The sequence below is a fragment of the Gordonia sp. VNK21 genome (assembly GCF_046098115.1).
GTDB lineage: Bacteria > Actinomycetota > Actinomycetes > Mycobacteriales > Mycobacteriaceae > Gordonia.
The window spans coordinates 1-18,136 of the sequence record NZ_JBJURU010000012.1; the positions used below are offsets into that span (position 1 = coordinate 1).

An 18,136-nucleotide genomic window follows, 5' to 3' on the forward strand; every position below is an offset into this window, starting at 1 on the left:
GGGCGACGACCGGTACTTCGTGGTCACCCAGTGGGAGACCGAGGCGGCCTTTGCGAACTGGGCCAACGGCGACGCGCGGGCCGCGCATGCGGGCGAAGCCCGTAAGCCGGTCGCCACCGGCGCCGATCTCCTCGAGTTCGAGGTCGTGCTGGACGTGGCCCCCAAGGGCTGACCGGCACCTGCATCGGTGTGAAGCCGGCGATCCGTGACGGGTCGCCGGCTTCACGCATCCGGCTGCGATCCAGATTGCCGCGGCAAGCCCCTTCACATTTCTAGAACGTGTTCTAGTATCGATGGGAGAACCCACGACCTTTCAGGAGCACGTATGACCGCAGTGGCCGCACCCATCGAAACCAGCCAGCTCTACATCGGCGGACACTGGGTGGACCCGCACTCCGCCGACCGGCTCGAGGTGACCAACCCGGCCACCGGCGAACTGGTCGGCAGCGTGCCGCTCGGCGACGCCGACGACATCGACGCCGCCGTCCGCGCCGCCCGCGCCTCCTTCGACTCCGGGGTGTGGAGCGCCCGCCCGCCCGCCGAGCGGGCCGCCGTGCTGCGCAAGGCAGCACAGCTGATCGAGGAACGCTCGGCCGAGATCTGCGCCCTGGTCTCCGCGGAGATGGGCGCCACCCCCGGCGACGTCGCCACCCTGCAGCAGCTGGCCGGAACGGGCGTGCTCAACGGTTACGCCGACGCCTCGGACGCCTACGACTGGGAGGAGACCCGGCACGGCCTGTTCGGCGAGACCCTGGTGACCCGCGAAGCGGTCGGCGTGGTCGGCGCCATCATCGCCTGGAACGTTCCGCTGTTCCTGATCTGCAACAAGTTCGGCCCGGCGCTGGCGGCCGGCTGTTCGGTGGTCCTCAAGCCGGCCCCGGAGACCCCGCTCAACGCCAACCTGCTCGCGCAGCTCTTCACCGAGGCCGGCGTTCCCGAGGGCGTCATCTCGGTGGTGCCCGGCGGCGTCGAGGCCGGGCAGGCACTGGTCGATCATCCCGACGTGGACAAGATCACCTTCACCGGATCCACCCTGGCCGGCAAGGCCATCGCGGCCCGCTGCGGCGAGACCCTCAAGCGCTGCTCGCTCGAGCTCGGCGGCAAGTCGGCCGCCATCGTGCTCGACGACGCCGACATCGCCGCCTCGGCCCCGATGCTGGTGTTCACCGGCATCCTCAACTCCGGCCAGGCCTGCGTGGCGCAGACCCGGGTGCTGGTGCCGCGGTCCAAGAAGGACGAGATCGTCGAGGCGATGACCGCCGTCGCGGCGAGCTTCGTGCCCGGCCTGCCCGCCGAGGAGGGCACCACCATGGGGCCGATCATCAACGCGAAGCAGTACGAGAAGGTCCGCGGCTACATCGCCACCGGCAAGGCCGAGGGCGCCACCGCCGCCTACGAGATGGAGGTGCCGGAGATCGGCACCGGACACTTCGTGGGGCCGGTGATCTTCACCGACGTCACCAACGATATGACGATCGCCCGGGAAGAGATCTTCGGCCCGGTGATCAGCGTCATCGCCTACGACGACGTCGACGAGGCGATCGCCATCGCCAACGACTCCGACTACGGCCTGGCCGGCTCGGTGTGGACCGCCGACGTGCAGCGCGGTGTGGAGATCGCCAAGCAGGTGCGCACCGGCACCATGGGCATCAACTGGTACGCCATCGATCCGGCGAGCCCGTTCGGCGGCTACAAGAACTCCGGCATCGGCCGGGAGAACGGCCGCGAGGGGCTGGAGAGCTACCTCGAGCACAAGGCGATCATCCTGCCGATGGGCTACAGCTCCGAGCAGTAGACGCCGCAGGCGTAGCGACGCCGAGAGCCCCCGCGAGACGTCTCGCGGGGGCTCTCGGCGTCCGGCGGATCCGGCCCGAGCGGCCGGAGGCGGCTATCCGGTCGGCACCGGCGCCTCGGTGGTGGGCGTGGCCTCCGGGGTCACCGCCGGACTCTGCTGCGGGCCGGTCGGCTCCGGGGCCGGGGTCGAGGTGGTCGGGTTCGGGATCGGCACGGCGTCGCCGAGGTCCACGTCGCCGCTTTCGACCAGGTCCTTGAGCACGGTGTCGTCGATGATCTCGATGTCGCTGATCTTCCACTCACCGCCCTGTTTGTGCATGGTGTAGAGGATCCGGCTGGGATTGGCCGCCACATCGTCGGACTTCGCGGCGCTGGCCGACTGGTTGATGAACAGCAGCACCTTGGCGCTGTCGCGGGTGTTCTCCACCACCCCGGAGGACTGGATCTCGATCTGCGAGACGATGCCCTGTTGCTTGACCTCGGTGGCGATGTTCTTCTCGACGATGCGTTCCTGATAGGTCTTCTTCGCCTCGCCGGTCACCACCGCCATCGTCTTCTTGATGTTCTCCTCCACATCCTGCGGGGTGTAGCCGAACATCAGCTTGACGTAGCGGTCGGCGGCGTCGAGAGCGCTGGAGCGCGCGTCCTCTTCGGCCTGCGCACCGGCGTACCGGACGCCGAGCACCGTGGTCACGGCGATCGCCGCGATCACGACGAGCACGGAGAGCGCGATCAGGCCGCGCCGCAGCAGGGTGCCGTCGCGTGTGCCCCGGCGTTTGCCTGTCGGCGTGGACGCGGTGCCCCGGCTCATATGACGAACTCCATATTGCTGACCTTCATCTGGCCGTTGATCTTGGTGATGTCCACCTTCCACCGGAAGGTCTGATAGATCGGCTCGTCCTTGGGGTCGGTGGTGGCGCCCACCCAGCCGAAGACCATGATCACCTGCCCCTCCTTGTCCGTGGACTCGGTGACGGCGTCGGAGAGCACGGTGGTGGCGGTCTTGGCGTTGCCCTGCCGGATCATCTCGGCGACCATCTTCATGTTGTCGCGGAACATCTGCTGCGCCCGGCCGGTGGTCCGTTCCTGGGAGAGCTTGTAGATGTCGTCGGCGTTGTCCGGGTTCAGGGTGGTCATCTCCACCACCACCTGCTTGGCGAAGGTGGCGTAATCGTTGCGCTGCTGACGCTGATCGCGCAGCTCGTCGTACTTCACGGTGAAGACCACCGAGGCGACGATGCAGCCCACCACGATCACCACTCCGGCGGCCGCCGTGATGGCGGTGAGCAGCCGGGTGCGCTCCCCGGCCGGCGCGCTGCGGGCCGGACCGGACTTCGCCGGACCGCGGCCGCTCGTTCCGGCCCGGGGCTTCCCGGCCCGCTTCCTGCCGATCCTGCGCTTCTTCCCGGCCTCTCGCGTGCCGGTGGCCGGGTCATCGGCCGGCGATCCGGCGTCGGTCCCGGCAGCGGACGTCGTCGCCGCGGCGCGGGACGCGGTGCCTCGGGAGCGTCGGCGCTCCCGGTACGAGACGGCGGCCGGCCGGTCCGCATCGATCACCACGGTGTCGTCGGCCGCACTGTCGGCGGCGCCGTCGCTGTCGGCGGCCGCACTGCCCGCAGGGCCGTCGGCATCGTCGCTCTCGCCGTCGGCCGGTGAGGACTGTGCGTGCTCCCCGCCGGTCGCGGCATTCTCCGCGTTCTCCGCGTTCTCCGCGTTCCCCGTGGTGTCAGCGACCTTCGCGTCGGCACCGGCCTCGGGCTCCGCGGCGTCGGCCGGATCGGATCCGGACGGATCGGCGACGATCAGCTTCTCGGTGTCCTCGCCGCTCTCGGCGGGTCCGGTGCCGCCCGCCGCCGAGGCCGCGGACTGCCGGCCCGGCGCCGGCCGGCGGCGCCGCGAACGGCCCAGTGGGCTCGACTTGCGCACCACCGATCGGGGCTGGTCAGCGGAGGAGTCCGGGTTCAGTTCTCCACCGTCTTCGTGATCAGGTCGTACCATTGCGTCTTCTGGCCCTCGGTTTCCTTGCTCAACTCGCCGGTTGTGTACTTCTTACCGTCGGGTCCTATGAACTCGCCAGTGTCGGGGTCGTAGGTGGTCGCGTACACCGCCGGTTCGGAGTCGTACGACTTGGCGCTTCCGGGCACCACCCGGCCGGCCGGCTGCCGCGGCTGCACCTCGGAGGCCTTCGGCAGGTCGGTACCCGGGAAACCGTTGGGCAGGGCCAGGTTCTGGTCGGCGTCGGGCTTGTAGCCGGTGGCGCACTCCTCCGGGGTGGGCGCCCGGCGTCCCGGATACTCCACACAGGGGAAGTTGCGGGCGCCGCGCACCGTCGACTGGGCGTTCTGCGGCAGCCGGCACAGTTGTCCGGGCGGCAGGTCGCGGGCGTCCTGCGCTGACGGGAAGCGCCACTGATCCGGCGGGAGGAAGCCCACCGTGCAGGCCGGTGGATCCTGGAAGCCGAGGGTGAACGAGACATTGGCGCCGTACCGGCTCGAGCCGGTGTTGACGGCCGTCAGCAGGGCGGCGAGCACACGCGGATAGAGCACGATGGTCTGCCGCAGGTTCGGCAGGTACAGCGCCATGGTGCGGGCGTCCACCCGCAGATTCGAGACGGCCAGCGGCAGCGACTCGTTCATGTCCGAGAACAGCTTCTGCGCCGCGTTCGCCGTGCCCGGCCCCTCGCGCAGGATGTCGGTGATCTCCGGCCGGTGCGCCCGCAGGGTGTCGGTGAAGGTGGTCACGTCCCGCGTCCAGGAGCGGATCTGCGCGGCCGTCTGATTCTGAGTCTCGAGAATCGGGCCGGCCTGATCCACCAGGGCGATCGCGGTGTCGACGTTCTTGTCGGCCTCGGCCACGAACAGCGCCATCGAGTCGAGCAGCCGCTGCAGCTGCGGACCGGTGCCGTTGAAGGCCGCGAAGGCCTCGTCCATCAGATCCCGCAGCTTGGTGTCGCCGACCTGGTTGAGCAGCGCATCAGCCTGGTCGAGCATCGAGGAGATCTCCACCGGCAGGTCGGTGACCTCCACCGTGGCATCGTCGCCCAGGCTGTGCGAGCTGACGTTCTCCGCCGGCGGAGAGAACTCGACGAACTGTTCGCCGACCGCCGAGACGCTGCGCACCGAGACCACCGAGTTGTCCGGAATGTGCGTCCCCGAGTCGATCCGCAGCTCGGCCTCGACACCCTTCTCGGTGAGCCGCATACCGGTCACCTTGCCCACGTTGACTCCGCGGAAGCTGACGTTGGCGTTCTTGTACAGCCCGCCCGAGGCGTCCATCTGTGCCTTGACCGTGTACGAGCCGATGCCCACCATCTGCGGAATACGAATGTAGTAGACGGCCATCGCCACGATCGAGATCACGGTGACGATCGAGAAGATGATCAGCTGGGCGCGTACGAAACCGGTGATCTTCATCAGTTCCCTCCCCGCGTGCCGGTGGTCGAGGCCGGCTTCTTCGCCGAACTCCCCGGGGACGTCTTCCGGGGCGAGGTCGCCGGACTGGACTTCTTCTGGCCGGTCTCCTTCTGGGAGGGATTCTTCTGGGAGGGCTTCTTCCCGGACCCATCACTGCCCGGCTGTTCGAAGGGCGCCGCGAACGGATCGGAAGTCTTGCGCGCCGCGCCGGCCGAGATGCCCAGCAGTCCTTCCGGCCCGGTCAGTCCGGCGCCCTGCATGAACGTCTTGTTGAGCCGGTCGACGGTCAGGTCCAGCACCAGGTCGGAGTTGACGTAGTCGCCGCGGACCAGCCCGTCGATCTTGTCCTGCACGAACGGGAAGGTCAGCAGCACCCGCAGCGAGTTCATCAGCGCCGGACCGGTGGTCGCCAGCTGCGAGAGCAGCGCGCGCACGTTCGGCACGATCGTCTCGATGTCGTCGCGGTTCTTGCGCAGCACCTGATTGGCGGTGTCCGAAAGCTGCCCCACCGCACCGAGCGCGTTGACCAGGTTCTCCCGCTGATCGACCATCAGCTGCAGGATCTGCGGGCTGTCGGCCAGCGCCCGCTCGACGGTGGGCTGCTGAGCGTTGATCGACGCCGCGAGCCGGTCCAGCCCGTTCATGGCGGCGATGATGTTGTCGGTCTGCTCGTCGAGGTCGTCGACGAAGGTGGTCAGCCGCGGCAGCAGGTCTTTGAGAACGTCCTCGCGGCCGCCGAAGACCTTGTTCAGTTCGGTGACCACACTGCCGGCCTGGGAGAGGCCGCCGCCGTTGAGCACCACCGACAGCGAACTGAGCACCTGCTCGGTAGTCGGATACCGGCACGGATCCACCTGCTGTGAACTGGTGATGTCGGGCACCGGGTCCTTGTCGGGCACCGCGATGTTCTCCTGCTCGGGGCAGTCGGGCAGTTCCAGGGCGCCGCCGGCGGTCACGAACTTCCCGTCGGGGTGTTCGGGCGGGACGATCGCCACATGCGACGAGCCGAGCACCGAGGTCATCCCGATCATGGCGTGCGAGCCGACCGGCACCTTGACGCCCTTGTCCAGGCGCAGAGTGATCTTGGCCTTCCAGTTCTCCACCTTGATATCGCCGACGCTGCCGACGGTGGCATCGGTCATCATCACCGGCGCGTTCTTGACCAGGCCCGCCGCCGACGGGATGAGCGCGGTGATCGAGTACGCATCCTGTCCGGTGCCGGCGGCGCCTATCGACGACACCCCCGAGACCACGTCCACGCCGCAGGCGCTCAGCGGCGCCACCAGTACGGCTGCGGCGGCCATCGCGACCACTCCCCTGCCCAGGCGCTTCATCGTCCGCCTCCGAACGGCAGCAGGAGTTTGGTGACCGGGTCGACGTAGGTGTCGGGTTTGGTGCTGGCCACGTCGCGCTCCTGCTCACCCTGCTGGGCGCGTTCCTTGACGCTCTGGTTCTGGTAGTAGATCTGGTCCGGGTACGCGGCGCGGCCGATCAGCGGGTTGGCGATGAACGGCGGGTAGTTCACCACCACGTCCTTCATGATCGGGGCGATCAGATCCACGCACTTCTCGACGTTCTCCTCGGTGTCCATCGGCCGGGCGGTCGAGTCCATCGACCCGCAGAGCAGGGTGATGAGGTTGTTGCCCATGCCCAGACCGAAGACGCCGTCGAGCGCGCCGTTCATCGGGTTGTAGATGTTCATGAAGTTGGCCAGCTGGTTGGGCGCCGAATGCAGCAGCCCGCGCAGTTCCTCGTCCTTGTTCTTCAGCGTCCCGGTGAACTGCGCCAGCTTGGTCACGGTGTCGCCGAGCTCCCCGCTGTTGCGGTCGAGAAAGGTCTTGAGCGCGCCGGTGGCCTCGTCGAGGTTCTCCATCGCATCGCCGAGGTCGTCGTCGGCGTCGGCCAGCACATCGCTGACGTCGGCGATCCGGCCGTTGAACTGGACCAGCTGATCGTGGTTGTCGGCCAGCAGGTCCGTCAGCTTCTGCAGCGACTTGACGGTGGCGAACAGGTCCTCGCGCCGGTTCGACAGCGTGCCCGCGACCTGCGACATCTCCTTGATCGAGGTGGCCATCGCCGCCCCGTTGCCGTCGAGGTTGGCGGCCAGCGTGTCGATGGTGTCGGCGGCGGTGCCGGCCTCTTTGCCGTCGGAGTTCGGGCCGAGTGCCGTACTCAGCTCGTCGAGCTGTTTCTTCACGTCGTCCCACTCCATCGGGATGACGGTGCGCTCCATCGGGATGTCCGCGTCGGCGGCGAGTTTGGGGCCGCCGGTGTAGCTGGGGCTGAACTGGATGAACCGTCCGGACACCAGCGACTGGGCGACGATGACCGCCTTCGCGTCGGCGGGCACCGGGATGTCGTCGTCGATTCGCATGACCACTTTGACGTCGTGTTCGCGCGGCTGCACCTCGGTGACCTTGCCGATGTTCACGCCGATCACCCGGACCGGGTCGCCCTCGTAGAGTCCGGTGGTGGACGGGAAGTAGGCGGTCACGGTGTGCGTGGTGGCGCGGTTGACACCGAAGTAGATGCCCACGGCCGCCACGATCACCACCAGGGCCACGGCCAGCGAGCCGAGCGTCTTGCCGAGGACGGACATGCCCGCGACACGTTCACGAACTGCCATCTCAGCGCCCTCCATGTGCGGTCGGCGGAGCACTGCTCGGTGTGGGCCGCTTGGGCAGGTCCGGGGCGTTCCTGCCCGGCGCCTCCGACCAGTTCTCCGGCCAGGCCGGGAAGCCCGAGTACTTGGTGAAGTACTCGAACGCCTCCGGGTACTTGCCCTCGAGGACCCGCATGAACGAGCCCATGTAGCCACCCCAGGTGGGCAGGCCCACCAGCGACGAGAAGTACGGGCCCGAGGCCACCGCCTCGCCGAGGGTGTTGGCGTACGGGCCGAGCTCGTCGATGGCCCGTGAGAAGTTGTCCTGGTTCTTGTTCAGCACGTCGAGCACCTGGTTGAACTGGTCGAGCACCGGCTTGAGCTGTTCGTTGTTGTCCTCGACGAAGCCGGTCAGCTCGGCGGTCACGTTCTTGGTCCCGGTGATCACCTGGCCGAGCGCCTGCCGGCGCATCTGCAGTTCACCGAGCAGGGCGTTGGCGTCGATCAGCAGCTGCTCGATCTGATCGCTGCGCTTGCCGACGATGTCGCTGACGCCGCGCGCCTTCTGCAGCAGATGGTCGAGCGCATCGTCGCGTTCGGCGATCGAGGCGCTCAGCCGGCTCACCCCGTCGACGGCCGCCCGCATGTTGGCAGGAGTGTCCGAGAAGGCCTCGTTGAGCGTCGTGAGGGCCTTGTTGAGCTCGTCGGTGTCGGTGTCGGTCAGCGTCGACGTCGCGTCCTCGAGCGCATCGGTCAGCGAGTACGGCGCGACGGTCTGGTCCACTGGGATCGACTGACCGGGTTTGATCCGGCCCTCGCCGAGCGGGGTGAGGGTCAGGTTGCGCCGGCCCAGCACCGTCTCGGTCTTGATGGCCGCCCGGGTCTGATCACCGAGCTCGATGGTGTCGTTGAGGCGGAAGCGCACCTTGGCCAGCAGCCCGTCCTTGGTCTGATCGATGCCGATCTTCTCCACGCTGCCCACTTCGACGCCGGCCACGGTCACCACGTCGCCGGTCACCAGCCCGCCCGCATCGTCGAAGTAGACGTCGTAGGTGCTCACCTGGCTCAGGAACGGCAGCCGATCCATCTGCAGGGCGCTGATCACCAGGGCGGCGACCAGGACCACGCCGAGCACACCCATCGAGAAGCGGCTGCGCTTGGTGCCGCGGCGTCCTTCGAACTGTTCTTCACTCACGTCGCGCACCTCCCGCCCGCTTTGGTCTTGTCGCCCATCGCGTCGATGGAGGTGAAGAAGTACTGGCTGTCGCCCGGTCCCGGCAGGAGCAGCCGGATCCGGCAGAAGTAGATCTGCAGCCAGGATCCGTAGCTGCCCAGATTCGACAGCGTCTTGAAGCTGCCGGGCAGCTCGGTGAGGAGCTGGTCGAGGAAGTCCCTGGACTTGAGGGCTTCGGCCGAGGTCTGGCCCAGCGCGGTGATCGTCTGCTTGAGATCGGGCCGGGTGTTGCCGAGCAGACCGGCCAGCGAGTTGGTCACCTCGGCGGTCTGGGTGACGGCGTTGCCGATCACGCCCTTGTCCTCGGCCAGGCCGGTGACCAGCTGCTGCAACCGGTCCACGCTCTGATCCAGGCCCTGATGATCGGATTCGAGGGTGGTCAGCGTCTGGTTGAGGTTGTCGATCACCGAGCCGATCAGGGCATCGCGGTCGGCCAGCTGGTCGGTGAACGAGGCGGTGCTGGCGAGCAGCTGGTTGAGTCCCTCACCCTGTCCCTGGAAGACGGCGATCAGCGCCGTGGAGAGCTCGTTGACGTCGTCGGCGCTCATCGTCTTGAAGAGCGGTTTGAAGCCACCGAGCAGATTGTCCAGGTCCAGGGCCGGTTCGGTCTGGGTGATCGGGATCGTGGCGCCCGGTGAGAGGTACTTCTCCAGGTCGCCGCCGCCGGGCTGCAGCTCCAGGTACCGGTCACCTGTGAGGTTCTCGTAGCGCACCAGGGCACGCACCGAGGTGGGCAGGCGGAAGTCCTCGTTGACGTCGAACTTCACCTCGGCGGTGTTGTCGCGGGTCAGGTGCACCTTGTTCACGGTGCCCACGTCCACGCCGGCGATCTTGACGCGGGAGCCGGACTTCATGGCCGAGGCGCTGGTGAACAGGGCCTTGTACGACTCGGTGCCGCCCGGCTGGTACTTGCTGAAGACGAGCACCAGCCCGGCCATCACCAGCAGCATGACGACGATGAAGCTGGCGAGTTTGATGATCGTGGCGCGGAACGCGCGGGCGCGCTTATCCAAGCTCCGGCCCTCCGAACAGCAGGTTGAACAGTTTGAACGGCTGCAGCTTGGCGGTGGTCCGCGGCTGGTAGGGCTGCGGCGCGTTGTCGATCACGTAGAAGCGCACGTGCTCCTTGGACGTCGAATCGGTCAGACCCTCGCAACTGGCCGGGCCGTTGCCCTTGACCTGGGGCAGATCCTGCGGCCAGCGGTAGGGATTCTGGCCGGGGATCAGGGCGGCGTCGAGCAGCAGCATACCGTTGCGTCCGCCCAGCAACGGACTGGCGATGTCCACCAGGTCCGAGGCCGTGGTGATGAAGCAGCGCAGGGCGGGCGCGTGATAGCCGAGCAGCGAGGTCACCGGGTTGAGATCGGTGAGGGTGGCCATCACGTCCTTCTTGGCCCGGGAGAGCACCCCGTTCGCGGTGTTGGCCATGCCGGTGACGCTGATCAGCAGCGAGTCCAGGTTGGCGGTGTTCTCCACCAGGGTGTTGCCCACCTGGGTGGCGTTGTCGACGGTGCGCATCAGGTTCGGCATGGCATCGGCGTAGACATTCGTCGCACCGGCCGCCTGCTCGAGCAGGTCGTTGAACTCGGGCAGATGCTTGTTGGTCTTGCCGAGAATGTTCGTCAGCTGTTCGAGCGCGTCGCCGACGCGTTCGCCGTTGCCGGCCAGCGCCTCGTCCACCGCGCCGATGACGGTGTTGAGCTTCTGCGGCTCGATCGTGGCCAGCACGGTCACCAGCTGCTGGTAGACGGTGTTGAGTTCGACGACCACGTGGTCGGCGTCGATCGTCGAACCGGCCCGCAGATGGGCGTTGGACGCTCCGGTGTCCGGGATCTCCAGGTTCACGGCCTTGGCACCGAAGATGGTGTTGGACTTGATGTCGGCGACCACATTGTCCGGGACCTCACGGATGGTGTCGTTGTCCATCTCGAGGGTCAGCACGGCATGGTCGCCATGGTTGCGGACCTTGGCCACCCGGCCCACCTGCACCCCGCGCAGCTTCACCTTGGCGTCGGGGTCCATCACCAGACCGGCACGCGGGCTGTGGAGGGTCACTGTGCTGGTGCTGTCGAACCAGCCCAGGAACTGGCCGGAGGCCAGCGCGACGACGGCGGCGAGCAGGCCCACCATGATCGCGGCGGCCAGCTTGCGCAGCCAGTTGGGACGTCCTCGTTTCATACCTCAGCCCGCCAGGTTGAAGTTGCCGTCGGCGCCGTAGATGGCGAGCGAGGTGAGCAGGGTGATGACCACGACCACGACCAGCGAGGCGCGCACGGCGTTGCCGACGGCCACGCCCACGCCTACCGGACCGCCGGAGGCGTTGAAGCCGTAGTAGGTGTGGATCAGCATGACGGCCACGGCCATGCAGATGGCCTGCACGAACGACCACAGGATGTCCGACGGGATGAGGAACGTCGAGAAATAGTGGTCGTAGACGCCGGCCGACTGTCCGTAGAGGACGACCGTGGCGAAGCGGCTGGCCAGGAACGAGGCGAGCGCCGCGAGCGAGTAGAGCGGGATGATCGCGATCAGTCCGGCGACGATGCGCGTGCTCACCAGGTAGGGGATGGACCGGATGGCCATCACCTCGAGGGCATCGATCTCCTCGGCGACGCGCATCGCGCCGAGCTGGGCGGTGGCGCCGGCCCCGATGGTCGCGGCCAGGGCGATGCCGGCGATCACCGGCACCGCGATGCGCACGTTGATGAAGGCGGAGAAGAAGCCGGTGAGGGCCTCGACACCGATGTCGGCCAGCGAGCTGTAACCCTGCACGGCGATGGTGCCGCCGGTGAACAGGGTGAGAAAGCCGACCACCACCACGGTGCCGCCGATCATCGCCAGCGCGCCGGTGCCCATGGAGATCTCGGCGATCAGCCGGAGCGTCTCCTTCTTATAGCGGCGCAGCGCCTGCGGAATGGAGATCAGCGAATCCCAGTAGAACAGGGCCTGATCGCCGATCTTGTTCCAGTCCTCCCCGGCGCGTTTGAGCGCGACGCGCGCGGTGAGCAGTCTCGTAGTACCCGGCAGAACCATCGCTAGCCCATCGTCGCTTTCAGGCCGACCGCCGTGACGACGACGTTCACCACGAACAGGGCCATGAAGGAGTAGACGACCGTCTCGTTGACCGCGTCGCCCACGCCCTTGGCCCCGCCCTTCACGTTGAGTCCCCGGTAGCAGGCGACGAGGCCGGCGAAGAGACCGAACAGGGCGGCCTTGACCATTGAGATCACCAGCTCTCCCAGGCCCGTGAGCAGGGTCAGGTTGGCGACGAAGGCGCCCGGGTTGACGTCTTGCAGGTAGACCGAGAAGACGAAGCCGCCGGCGATGCCGATGGTGCACACCAGCGAGTTGAGCAGCAGCGCGACCATGGTCGAGGCCACCACGCGCGGCACCACCAGCCGGTGGGTGGGGTTGATGCCGAGCACCTTCATCGCGTCGATCTCTTCCCGGATGGTCCGGGCCCCGAGGTCGGCGCAGATGGCGGTGGCGCCGGCACCGGCCACGATCAGCACGGTCACGATGGGGCCGATCTGGGTGACGGTGCCCAGTGCGGTGCCCGCTCCGGAGAGGTCCTGGGCGCCGATCTCACGCAGCAGGATGTTCAGGGTGAAGCTCACCAGAACGGTGAACGGGATGGCGACGAGGAGCGTCGGCACCAGCGAGACACGGGCGATCGCCCACGACTGCTCGATCGTCTCGCGCCACTGAAACGGCCGGCGAACCAACTCACGGGCTGATTCGACACCCAATGCGACGAAGTCCCCCACTCCGCTCATCGGAGCGGCCAGCCGATTCAGCAAGTCCCCTCCTCTGTCAGCGTGCTTGGCAACCTATCACGCCCACTCACGGCGGACGGATCGACTTTCTCAACAATCGATTAGATGAGATCGGAAGCGGAAAACGTCCCACGATCGGCTTCTGCGAAGTAGCCGGAGAGCCGCTCGCCGAGGACCGTTTCGTCCCATTCGTCGCCGTCGGCGATGAACACCTGCTGGACCCGCGGGGCGGCCATCAGCGTGACGGTGTTGCCGTACACGACGAAGACCTGTCCGTTGACCCCTTCGGAGGCCGGGCCCGCCAGATACCGCACCAGCGTGACCACGTGATCGGGCGAGAGCGGATCCACCTCGCCGGCCGGGGCCTCGCCGAAGACGTCGGCGGTCATCGAGGTCCGGGCCCGCGGGCAGATGGCGTTGGCCCGCACGCCGTAGCGCTCGAGGGCGCGGGAGGCGGAGAGGGTGAGCGCGGTGATGCCGGCTTTCGCGGCACCGTAGTTGGCCTGTCCGGGCGGGCCGAGCAGCCCGGCTTCGGAGGCGGTGTTGATCAGCCGGCCGTAGACCGGCGCGCCGGCCTCCTTGGACGCCGCCCGCCAGTGGGCGGCGGCGTTCCGGTTGAGTAGGAAGTGACCGCGCAGATGGACGGCGACGACGGCGTCGAACTCCGCGTCGGTCATGTTGAAGAGCATGGCGTCGCGGGTGATCCCGGCGTTGCTCATGACGATGTGCAGCCCGCCGAGGTCCTCGGTGGCCACCCGCATGATCTCGGTGGCGGTGGCGCTGTCGGAGATGTCGCCGGCCACCGGGACGGCGTGTCCGCCGGCGGTCCGGATCTCGTCGATCACGTCGCTCGCGTCGAGCGCGGCGCCGAGATCGTTGACGATCACGGTGGCGCCGTCGGCGGCCAGGCCGAGCGCCTCGGCACGTCCGAGGCCGGCGCCTGCACCGGTCACCACCGCGACGCGGCCGTGCAACGGGGAACTCACGAGGGGGTCCTCTCCTTGGGTCGGATCAAGTAGAACATGTTCTAACACATCCCCGTCGCGACAGGCCAGCGAATCCGGGAAAGATCCGCCGGCGCTACTCCAGACTCAGTGCCGACTTAGGGCAGCTGGCCACCACCTGGCGCATCTCCTCCTCCCGCTCGGCAGGCACCTCCTCTTGGAGAATCACCAGGTAATCGTCGTCGTCAAGGTCAAAGACATCCGGTGCCATCCCCACACAGACCGCGTTGGACTCACACAGATCGAAGTCGCATTTGACTCGCATGTTCTTCCTCCGGTTTCCCCGAGCACGTGGTTGACTGTGTCGGTGACTACACGTTAGAACGTGTTTCAGTACTAGCCAAGTGTTTGACGCAAGCGGCCGCCCTCGCGGGCCGTCCGCCGGCTTCCGAACCGGATATCCCAGGAGCAGGTCATGCGGATCGCCTACACCCCCGAGCAGGAGCGGCTCCGCCGCGAACTGCGCGACTACTTCACCGCGCTGATGACCCCGGAGCGCAAGGCCGCACTGGCCGGCGGCGAGGGGGAACTCGGCGAGGGCGACGCCTACCGGGACGTGGTCCGGCAGATGGGCCGCGACGGCTGGCTCGCGCTGGGCTGGCCCACCGAATACGGCGGCGCGAACCGCTCGATGATGGATCAGCTCATCTTCACCGACGAGGCGGCCATCGCCGGCGCACCGGTGCCGTTCCTGACCATCAACTCGGTGGCGCCGACTATCATGCACTACGGCACCGACGAGCAGAAGGAGTTCTTCCTGCCCCGGATCGCCGCAGGTGAGCTGCACTTCTCCATCGGCTACTCCGAGCCGGGTGCCGGCACCGATCTGGCCGCCCTGCGCACCACCGCCGTCCGCGACGGCAGCGAGTACGTGATCAACGGGCAGAAGATGTGGACCAGTCTGATCCCCTACGCCGACTACGTCTGGCTGGCCTGCCGCACCGACCCGGAGGCCGCCAAGCACAAAGGCATCTCGATGCTCATCGTGCCGACCACGGCCGACGGCTTCTCGTACACCCCTGTGCACACCATGTCCGGGGTGGACACCTCGGCCACCTACTACTCGGATGTGCGGGTGCCCACCACGGCGCTGGTCGGCGAGGAGGGCGGCGGCTGGCCGCTGGTGACCAATCAGCTCAACCACGAGCGGGTGGCGCTGTGCAGCGCCGCACCGATCCAGACGGCGCTGCGCGAGACCCTCGCCTTCGCCGCCGAGGCCAAGACCGGCGACGGCCGTCGGCTGGCCGACGTGCCGTGGGTGCGGGCCAATCTGGCCCGGGTGCAGGCCAAGGTCGAGTTCCTCAAACTGATCAACTGGAAGATCGCCTCGATCGCGGCACAGGGCGGTTCGCCGTCGCCGGCCGATGCCTCGGCCACCAAGGTCTTCGGCACCGAGTTCGCCACCGAGGCCTACCGGCTGCTGATGGAGGTCGTCGGACCGGCCGCCGCCCTGCGCCAGGGCAGTCCCGGCGCCCACCTGCTCGGCCGGCTCGAACGGTTCTCCCGCACCTCGCTGATCCTCACCTTCGGCGGCGGCACCAACGAGATCCAGCGCGACATCATCGGCATGCTCGCCCTGCAACTGCCCCCGGCCCGTCGCTGATCCGCACACCGCCCGCCGTCTTTCCGCCCGCAAGGAGCACCCCATGGACTTCACCCCCTCCGAAGCCGCCGCCGATCTGGCCGGGCTGGCCGCCGACATCGCCGCCGCAGTGAGCACCCCGGCACGGGTCGCCGATCTCGAAGCCGGGACGGCCCCGATCGACGACCGGCTCTGGCGGAAGCTCGCCGGGGCCGGACTGCTCGGTCTGGCCGCTCCCGAGGACGACGGCGGCGCCGGACTGGGGCCCGAGGAGACCGTGGCGGTGGCCATCGCGCTGGGCCGGCATCTGTCGCGGGTGCCGTACGGTTCGCATGCGGTGGCCGCGGTCCCGGTGCTGGCCACCGCGGGCTCTGCGCGGCTGCGCGCCGAACTGCTCGGACCGGCCGCCACCGGTGCGGCGATCTGCTCGGCCGCGGTCGAGGAGGATCTCGGCGTGGATCTGCATGCGCCGTCGGCCACCCTGACCGCATCGGGCGGGTCGGGCCTGGCGCTCAGCGGCAGCAAGGTGAACGTTCCCTATGCGGCGGCGGCCGACGCGCTGCTGGTGAGTGTGACCGGTCCCGACGGACCCGCGGTAACGGCGGTGCGCACCGGCAGTGCCGGGGTGCGGATCACGGAGACCCCGAGCACCGGACTGACCCCGGTCTACCAGGTCGATTTCACCGAGGTGCCGGTCGCCGACGACGACGTCCTGACCGGTGGCGCCGCGACCCTGGCCCGCACCGTGGATCTGCTGCGGCTGGCGGTGGCCGCCGATCAGACCGGGGTGATCGCCGCGGCTCTGGAGGCGACCGCGACCTATGCCCGCGAACGCGAACAGTTCGGTCGCCCTATCGGCTCCTTCCAGGCGGTGGCGCAGCGTCTGGCCGACGGCTACATCGATGTCCAGGCCCTGACCCTGACCACCGAGCAGGCCGCCTGGTTGCTGTCCCCGGAGGCGGGCGCCGATGCCGGGGAGATCTCGTCCGCCGTCGCGACGGCGAAGTTCTGGGCCGCCGAGGCCGGGCATCGGGTGGCGCACACGAGCGTGCACGTACACGGTGGCGTGGGCCTGGACACCTCACATCCGGCGCACCGATACTTCCTGCGCGCCAAGCAGAACGAGTTCACCCTCGGCACCGCCCCGGTGGTCCTCGACGATCTCGGCGCCGTGCTCGCCGCTTCCGGGCTGCCCGGCCGATGAGTCCGGCGGCCGTGACCGACCGGCTCGCACTGACCTCGCTGCTCGCCCCGCTGGCCGGCGACGCCGAGCACGGCATCCACTACCGCGACGAGTTCGCCAGCTGGCGCGATCACCTCGCGACGGCGCAGCAGTGGGCGCGGGTGCTCGGCTCGGTGCTCAGCCCCACCCGTCCACCGCATGTGGGTGTGCTGCTGCCCAATGTGCCCGAGTTCAGCGTTCTGTTCGCCGCCGCCGCGATGAGCGATGTGGTGCTGGTGGGCCTCAACCCCACCCGGCGGGGTGCGGCCCTGGCCGACGACATCGCCCGCAGCGACTGCCAGCTGGTGCTCACCGGTCACGGCCTGGGCGGGCTGATCACCGAATCGGGCACCACGGCGCCCACATTCGACGTCGCCGGGCACGCCTGGGCCGAGTTGCTCGCCGCCCATCCGGCGCCCCCGGCGCCGGTCGCGGTACCGGAGGCCGATCCGGATGCACTGCTGATGCTGATCTTCACCTCCGGCACCACCGGGGCGCCGAAGGCGGTGCGGTGCAGCCAGCGCAAGTTCGCCGCCGCCGGAGCCATGCTCGCCGAGCGTTTCCGCATCGGCGCCGACGACGTCGTCTATCTGTCGATGCCGATGTTCCACTCCAATGCGCTGATCGCCGGCTGGTCGGTGGCCGCCGCCGGCGGAGCGTCGATCGCCCTGCGAGAGCGCTTCTCCGCCAGTGGGTTCGGCGACGATGTGCGTCGTTACGGGGTGACCTACGCGAACTACGTGGGCAAGCCGCTGCACTACATTCTGACCACCCCGGAACGCAGTGACGATGCGCAGACCTCACTGCGGCTGATGTACGGCAACGAGGCGACGGCCGCCGATCGCGCAGAGTTCGAGCGGCGCTTCGGTGCGCGAGTGGTGGACGGATTCGGCTCTACCGAGGGCGGGGTGTCGATCACCCGGACCCCGGAGACTCCCGACGACGCGCTCGGCCCGCTGCGCGGGCCGGTGGCCGTGGTGGATCCGGACACCCTGGCGGCGGTCCCGGCCGGGACGGTCGGCGAGATCGTGAACTCCTCCGGCGCGGGGCTTTTCGACGGCTACTACCGCGACGAGGAGGCCACCGCCGAGCGCCTGCGGGGCGGTTTCTACCGCACCGGTGATCTGGGCTGGGTGGACGAGGCCGGTTTCGTGCACTTCGCCGGGCGGACCGGCGACTGGCTGCGGGTGGACGGCGAGAATCTGGGCACCACTCCCATCGAGCAGATTCTGCGCAGGCATCCGCAGATCGTCGACTGCGCCGTGTTCGGCGTTCCGCGGGAGATCGGCGACGATGTCGGCGCCGCCCTCGTCGCCCCGGGGCTCACTCTGGAATCGCTCACCGGATTCCTTGCCGCACAATCGGATCTGGGGCCGAAGCAGAGGCCCACAGCCGTCTGGATCGTCGACGACCTCCCGCAGACCGCCACCTTCAAGGTCCGCCGCAGCGAACTCGTCACCTCCCTCGGAACCCCCACCTGGGAGCTACCTCCGGTCCGATAGCCCCGCC

Annotated in this window: 17 protein-coding genes; 5 read left to right on the forward strand and 12 right to left on the reverse strand. The window is 68.4% G+C overall.

The window, feature by feature from the left end; translation table 11 throughout:
• On the forward strand, positions 1-172 hold a 172-nt coding region (locus ACJMNC_RS13915; RefSeq protein WP_408948702.1), incomplete at its 5' end, for an antibiotic biosynthesis monooxygenase family protein.
• A gap of 153 nt (positions 173-325) precedes the next feature.
• A complete protein-coding gene (locus ACJMNC_RS13920; protein WP_408948560.1) occupies positions 326-1,795 on the forward strand; it encodes an aldehyde dehydrogenase in 1,470 nt (489 codons plus the stop codon).
• A 93-nt stretch (positions 1,796-1,888) separates the two neighbouring features.
• Here the strand turns inward: ACJMNC_RS13920 and ACJMNC_RS13925 are convergent, their stop codons facing one another.
• The 12 genes from ACJMNC_RS13925 to ACJMNC_RS13980 all read right to left on the reverse strand — a co-directional run bounded on the left by ACJMNC_RS13925 (position 1,889) and on the right by ACJMNC_RS13980 (position 14,088).
• Entirely contained in the window at positions 1,889-2,605 is a 717-nt protein-coding gene (locus ACJMNC_RS13925) for a hypothetical protein (protein WP_408948561.1), read from the reverse strand.
• Entirely contained in the window at positions 2,602-3,792 is a 1,191-nt protein-coding gene (locus ACJMNC_RS13930) for a hypothetical protein (protein ID WP_408948562.1), read from the reverse strand. The genes ACJMNC_RS13925 and ACJMNC_RS13930 overlap by 4 nt, the downstream gene beginning before the upstream one ends.
• The gene (locus tag ACJMNC_RS13935) at positions 3,756-5,207 is read right to left on the reverse strand and encodes an MCE family protein (RefSeq protein ID WP_408948563.1); all 1,452 of its coding nucleotides are present in this window, start codon (positions 5,205-5,207) and stop codon (positions 3,756-3,758) included. Before ACJMNC_RS13935 ends, ACJMNC_RS13930 begins: the two co-directional genes overlap by 37 nt.
• Positions 5,207-6,511 (reverse strand): MlaD family protein, encoded by a 1,305-nt coding sequence (locus tag ACJMNC_RS13940; protein WP_408948564.1) that lies wholly within the window; start codon positions 6,509-6,511, stop codon positions 5,207-5,209. Before ACJMNC_RS13940 ends, ACJMNC_RS13935 begins: the two co-directional genes overlap by 1 nt.
• A gap of 26 nt (positions 6,512-6,537) precedes the next feature.
• Entirely contained in the window at positions 6,538-7,833 is a 1,296-nt protein-coding gene (locus ACJMNC_RS13945; protein ID WP_408948565.1) for an MCE family protein, read from the reverse strand.
• Between the two features lies 1 nt (position 7,834).
• Complete coding sequence (locus ACJMNC_RS13950) at positions 7,835-9,013, reverse strand: MCE family protein (RefSeq protein WP_408948566.1); 1,179 nt, start codon at positions 9,011-9,013, stop codon at positions 7,835-7,837.
• Complete coding sequence (locus ACJMNC_RS13955; protein ID WP_408948567.1) at positions 9,001-10,056, reverse strand: MCE family protein; 1,056 nt, start codon at positions 10,054-10,056, stop codon at positions 9,001-9,003. The genes ACJMNC_RS13950 and ACJMNC_RS13955 overlap by 13 nt, the downstream gene beginning before the upstream one ends.
• Positions 10,049-11,173, reverse strand: a complete 1,125-nt coding sequence (locus ACJMNC_RS13960; protein WP_408948703.1) for an MCE family protein — start codon at positions 11,171-11,173, stop codon at positions 10,049-10,051. The genes ACJMNC_RS13955 and ACJMNC_RS13960 overlap by 8 nt, the downstream gene beginning before the upstream one ends.
• Positions 11,174-11,224: 51 nt before the next feature.
• Positions 11,225-12,076, reverse strand: coding sequence for an ABC transporter permease (locus ACJMNC_RS13965; RefSeq protein WP_408948568.1), 852 nt, complete (start codon positions 12,074-12,076; stop codon positions 11,225-11,227).
• A 2-nt stretch (positions 12,077-12,078) separates the two neighbouring features.
• Positions 12,079-12,843, reverse strand: coding sequence for an MlaE family ABC transporter permease (locus tag ACJMNC_RS13970; RefSeq protein ID WP_408948569.1), 765 nt, complete (start codon positions 12,841-12,843; stop codon positions 12,079-12,081).
• Positions 12,844-12,920: 77 nt separating this feature from the next.
• Complete coding sequence (locus ACJMNC_RS13975; RefSeq protein ID WP_408948570.1) at positions 12,921-13,805, reverse strand: 3-oxoacyl-ACP reductase; 885 nt, start codon at positions 13,803-13,805, stop codon at positions 12,921-12,923.
• Positions 13,806-13,899: 94 nt separating this feature from the next.
• Positions 13,900-14,088: a ferredoxin gene (locus ACJMNC_RS13980; protein WP_408948571.1), complete on the reverse strand. Its 189-nt coding sequence runs from the start codon at positions 14,086-14,088 to the stop codon at positions 13,900-13,902.
• Between the two features lie 150 nt (positions 14,089-14,238).
• On the opposite strand from ACJMNC_RS13980, the gene ACJMNC_RS13985 reads away from it, so the two are divergent.
• From ACJMNC_RS13985 to ACJMNC_RS13995, 3 genes are read left to right on the forward strand one after another with little or no spacing between them, the layout of a single operon-like run.
• A complete protein-coding gene (locus ACJMNC_RS13985; RefSeq protein ID WP_408948572.1) occupies positions 14,239-15,426 on the forward strand; it encodes an acyl-CoA dehydrogenase family protein in 1,188 nt (395 codons plus the stop codon).
• Positions 15,427-15,469: 43 nt separating this feature from the next.
• Positions 15,470-16,609, forward strand: a complete 1,140-nt coding sequence (locus ACJMNC_RS13990) for an acyl-CoA dehydrogenase family protein (RefSeq protein WP_408948573.1) — start codon at positions 15,470-15,472, stop codon at positions 16,607-16,609.
• Positions 16,606-18,129 (forward strand): AMP-binding protein, encoded by a 1,524-nt coding sequence (locus tag ACJMNC_RS13995; RefSeq protein WP_408948574.1) that lies wholly within the window; start codon positions 16,606-16,608, stop codon positions 18,127-18,129. The genes ACJMNC_RS13990 and ACJMNC_RS13995 overlap by 4 nt, the downstream gene beginning before the upstream one ends.
• The last annotated feature ends 7 nt before the right edge of the window (positions 18,130-18,136 follow it).

Coding starts and splice junctions, on each gene's coding strand:
- ACJMNC_RS13990 (WP_408948573.1), top strand. CDS start 15,470: ATGGACTTCACCCCCTCCGAAGCCGCCGCCGATCTGGCCGGGCTGGCC.
- ACJMNC_RS13995 (WP_408948574.1), top strand. CDS start 16,606: ATGAGTCCGGCGGCCGTGACCGACCGGCTCGCACTGACCTCGCTGCTC.
- ACJMNC_RS13925 (WP_408948561.1), bottom strand. CDS start 2,605: ATGAGCCGGGGCACCGCGTCCACGCCGACAGGCAAACGCCGGGGCACA.
- ACJMNC_RS13945 (WP_408948565.1), bottom strand. CDS start 7,833: ATGGCAGTTCGTGAACGTGTCGCGGGCATGTCCGTCCTCGGCAAGACG.
- ACJMNC_RS13985 (WP_408948572.1), top strand. CDS start 14,239: ATGCGGATCGCCTACACCCCCGAGCAGGAGCGGCTCCGCCGCGAACTG.
- ACJMNC_RS13935 (WP_408948563.1), bottom strand. CDS start 5,207: ATGAAGATCACCGGTTTCGTACGCGCCCAGCTGATCATCTTCTCGATC.
- ACJMNC_RS13920 (WP_408948560.1), top strand. CDS start 326: ATGACCGCAGTGGCCGCACCCATCGAAACCAGCCAGCTCTACATCGGC.
- ACJMNC_RS13980 (WP_408948571.1), bottom strand. CDS start 14,088: ATGCGAGTCAAATGCGACTTCGATCTGTGTGAGTCCAACGCGGTCTGT.
- ACJMNC_RS13965 (WP_408948568.1), bottom strand. CDS start 12,076: ATGGTTCTGCCGGGTACTACGAGACTGCTCACCGCGCGCGTCGCGCTC.
- ACJMNC_RS13940 (WP_408948564.1), bottom strand. CDS start 6,511: ATGGCCGCCGCAGCCGTACTGGTGGCGCCGCTGAGCGCCTGCGGCGTG.
- ACJMNC_RS13960 (WP_408948703.1), bottom strand. CDS start 11,173: ATGGTGGGCCTGCTCGCCGCCGTCGTCGCGCTGGCCTCCGGCCAGTTC.
- ACJMNC_RS13930 (WP_408948562.1), bottom strand. CDS start 3,792: ATGGTACGACCTGATCACGAAGACGGTGGAGAACTGAACCCGGACTCC.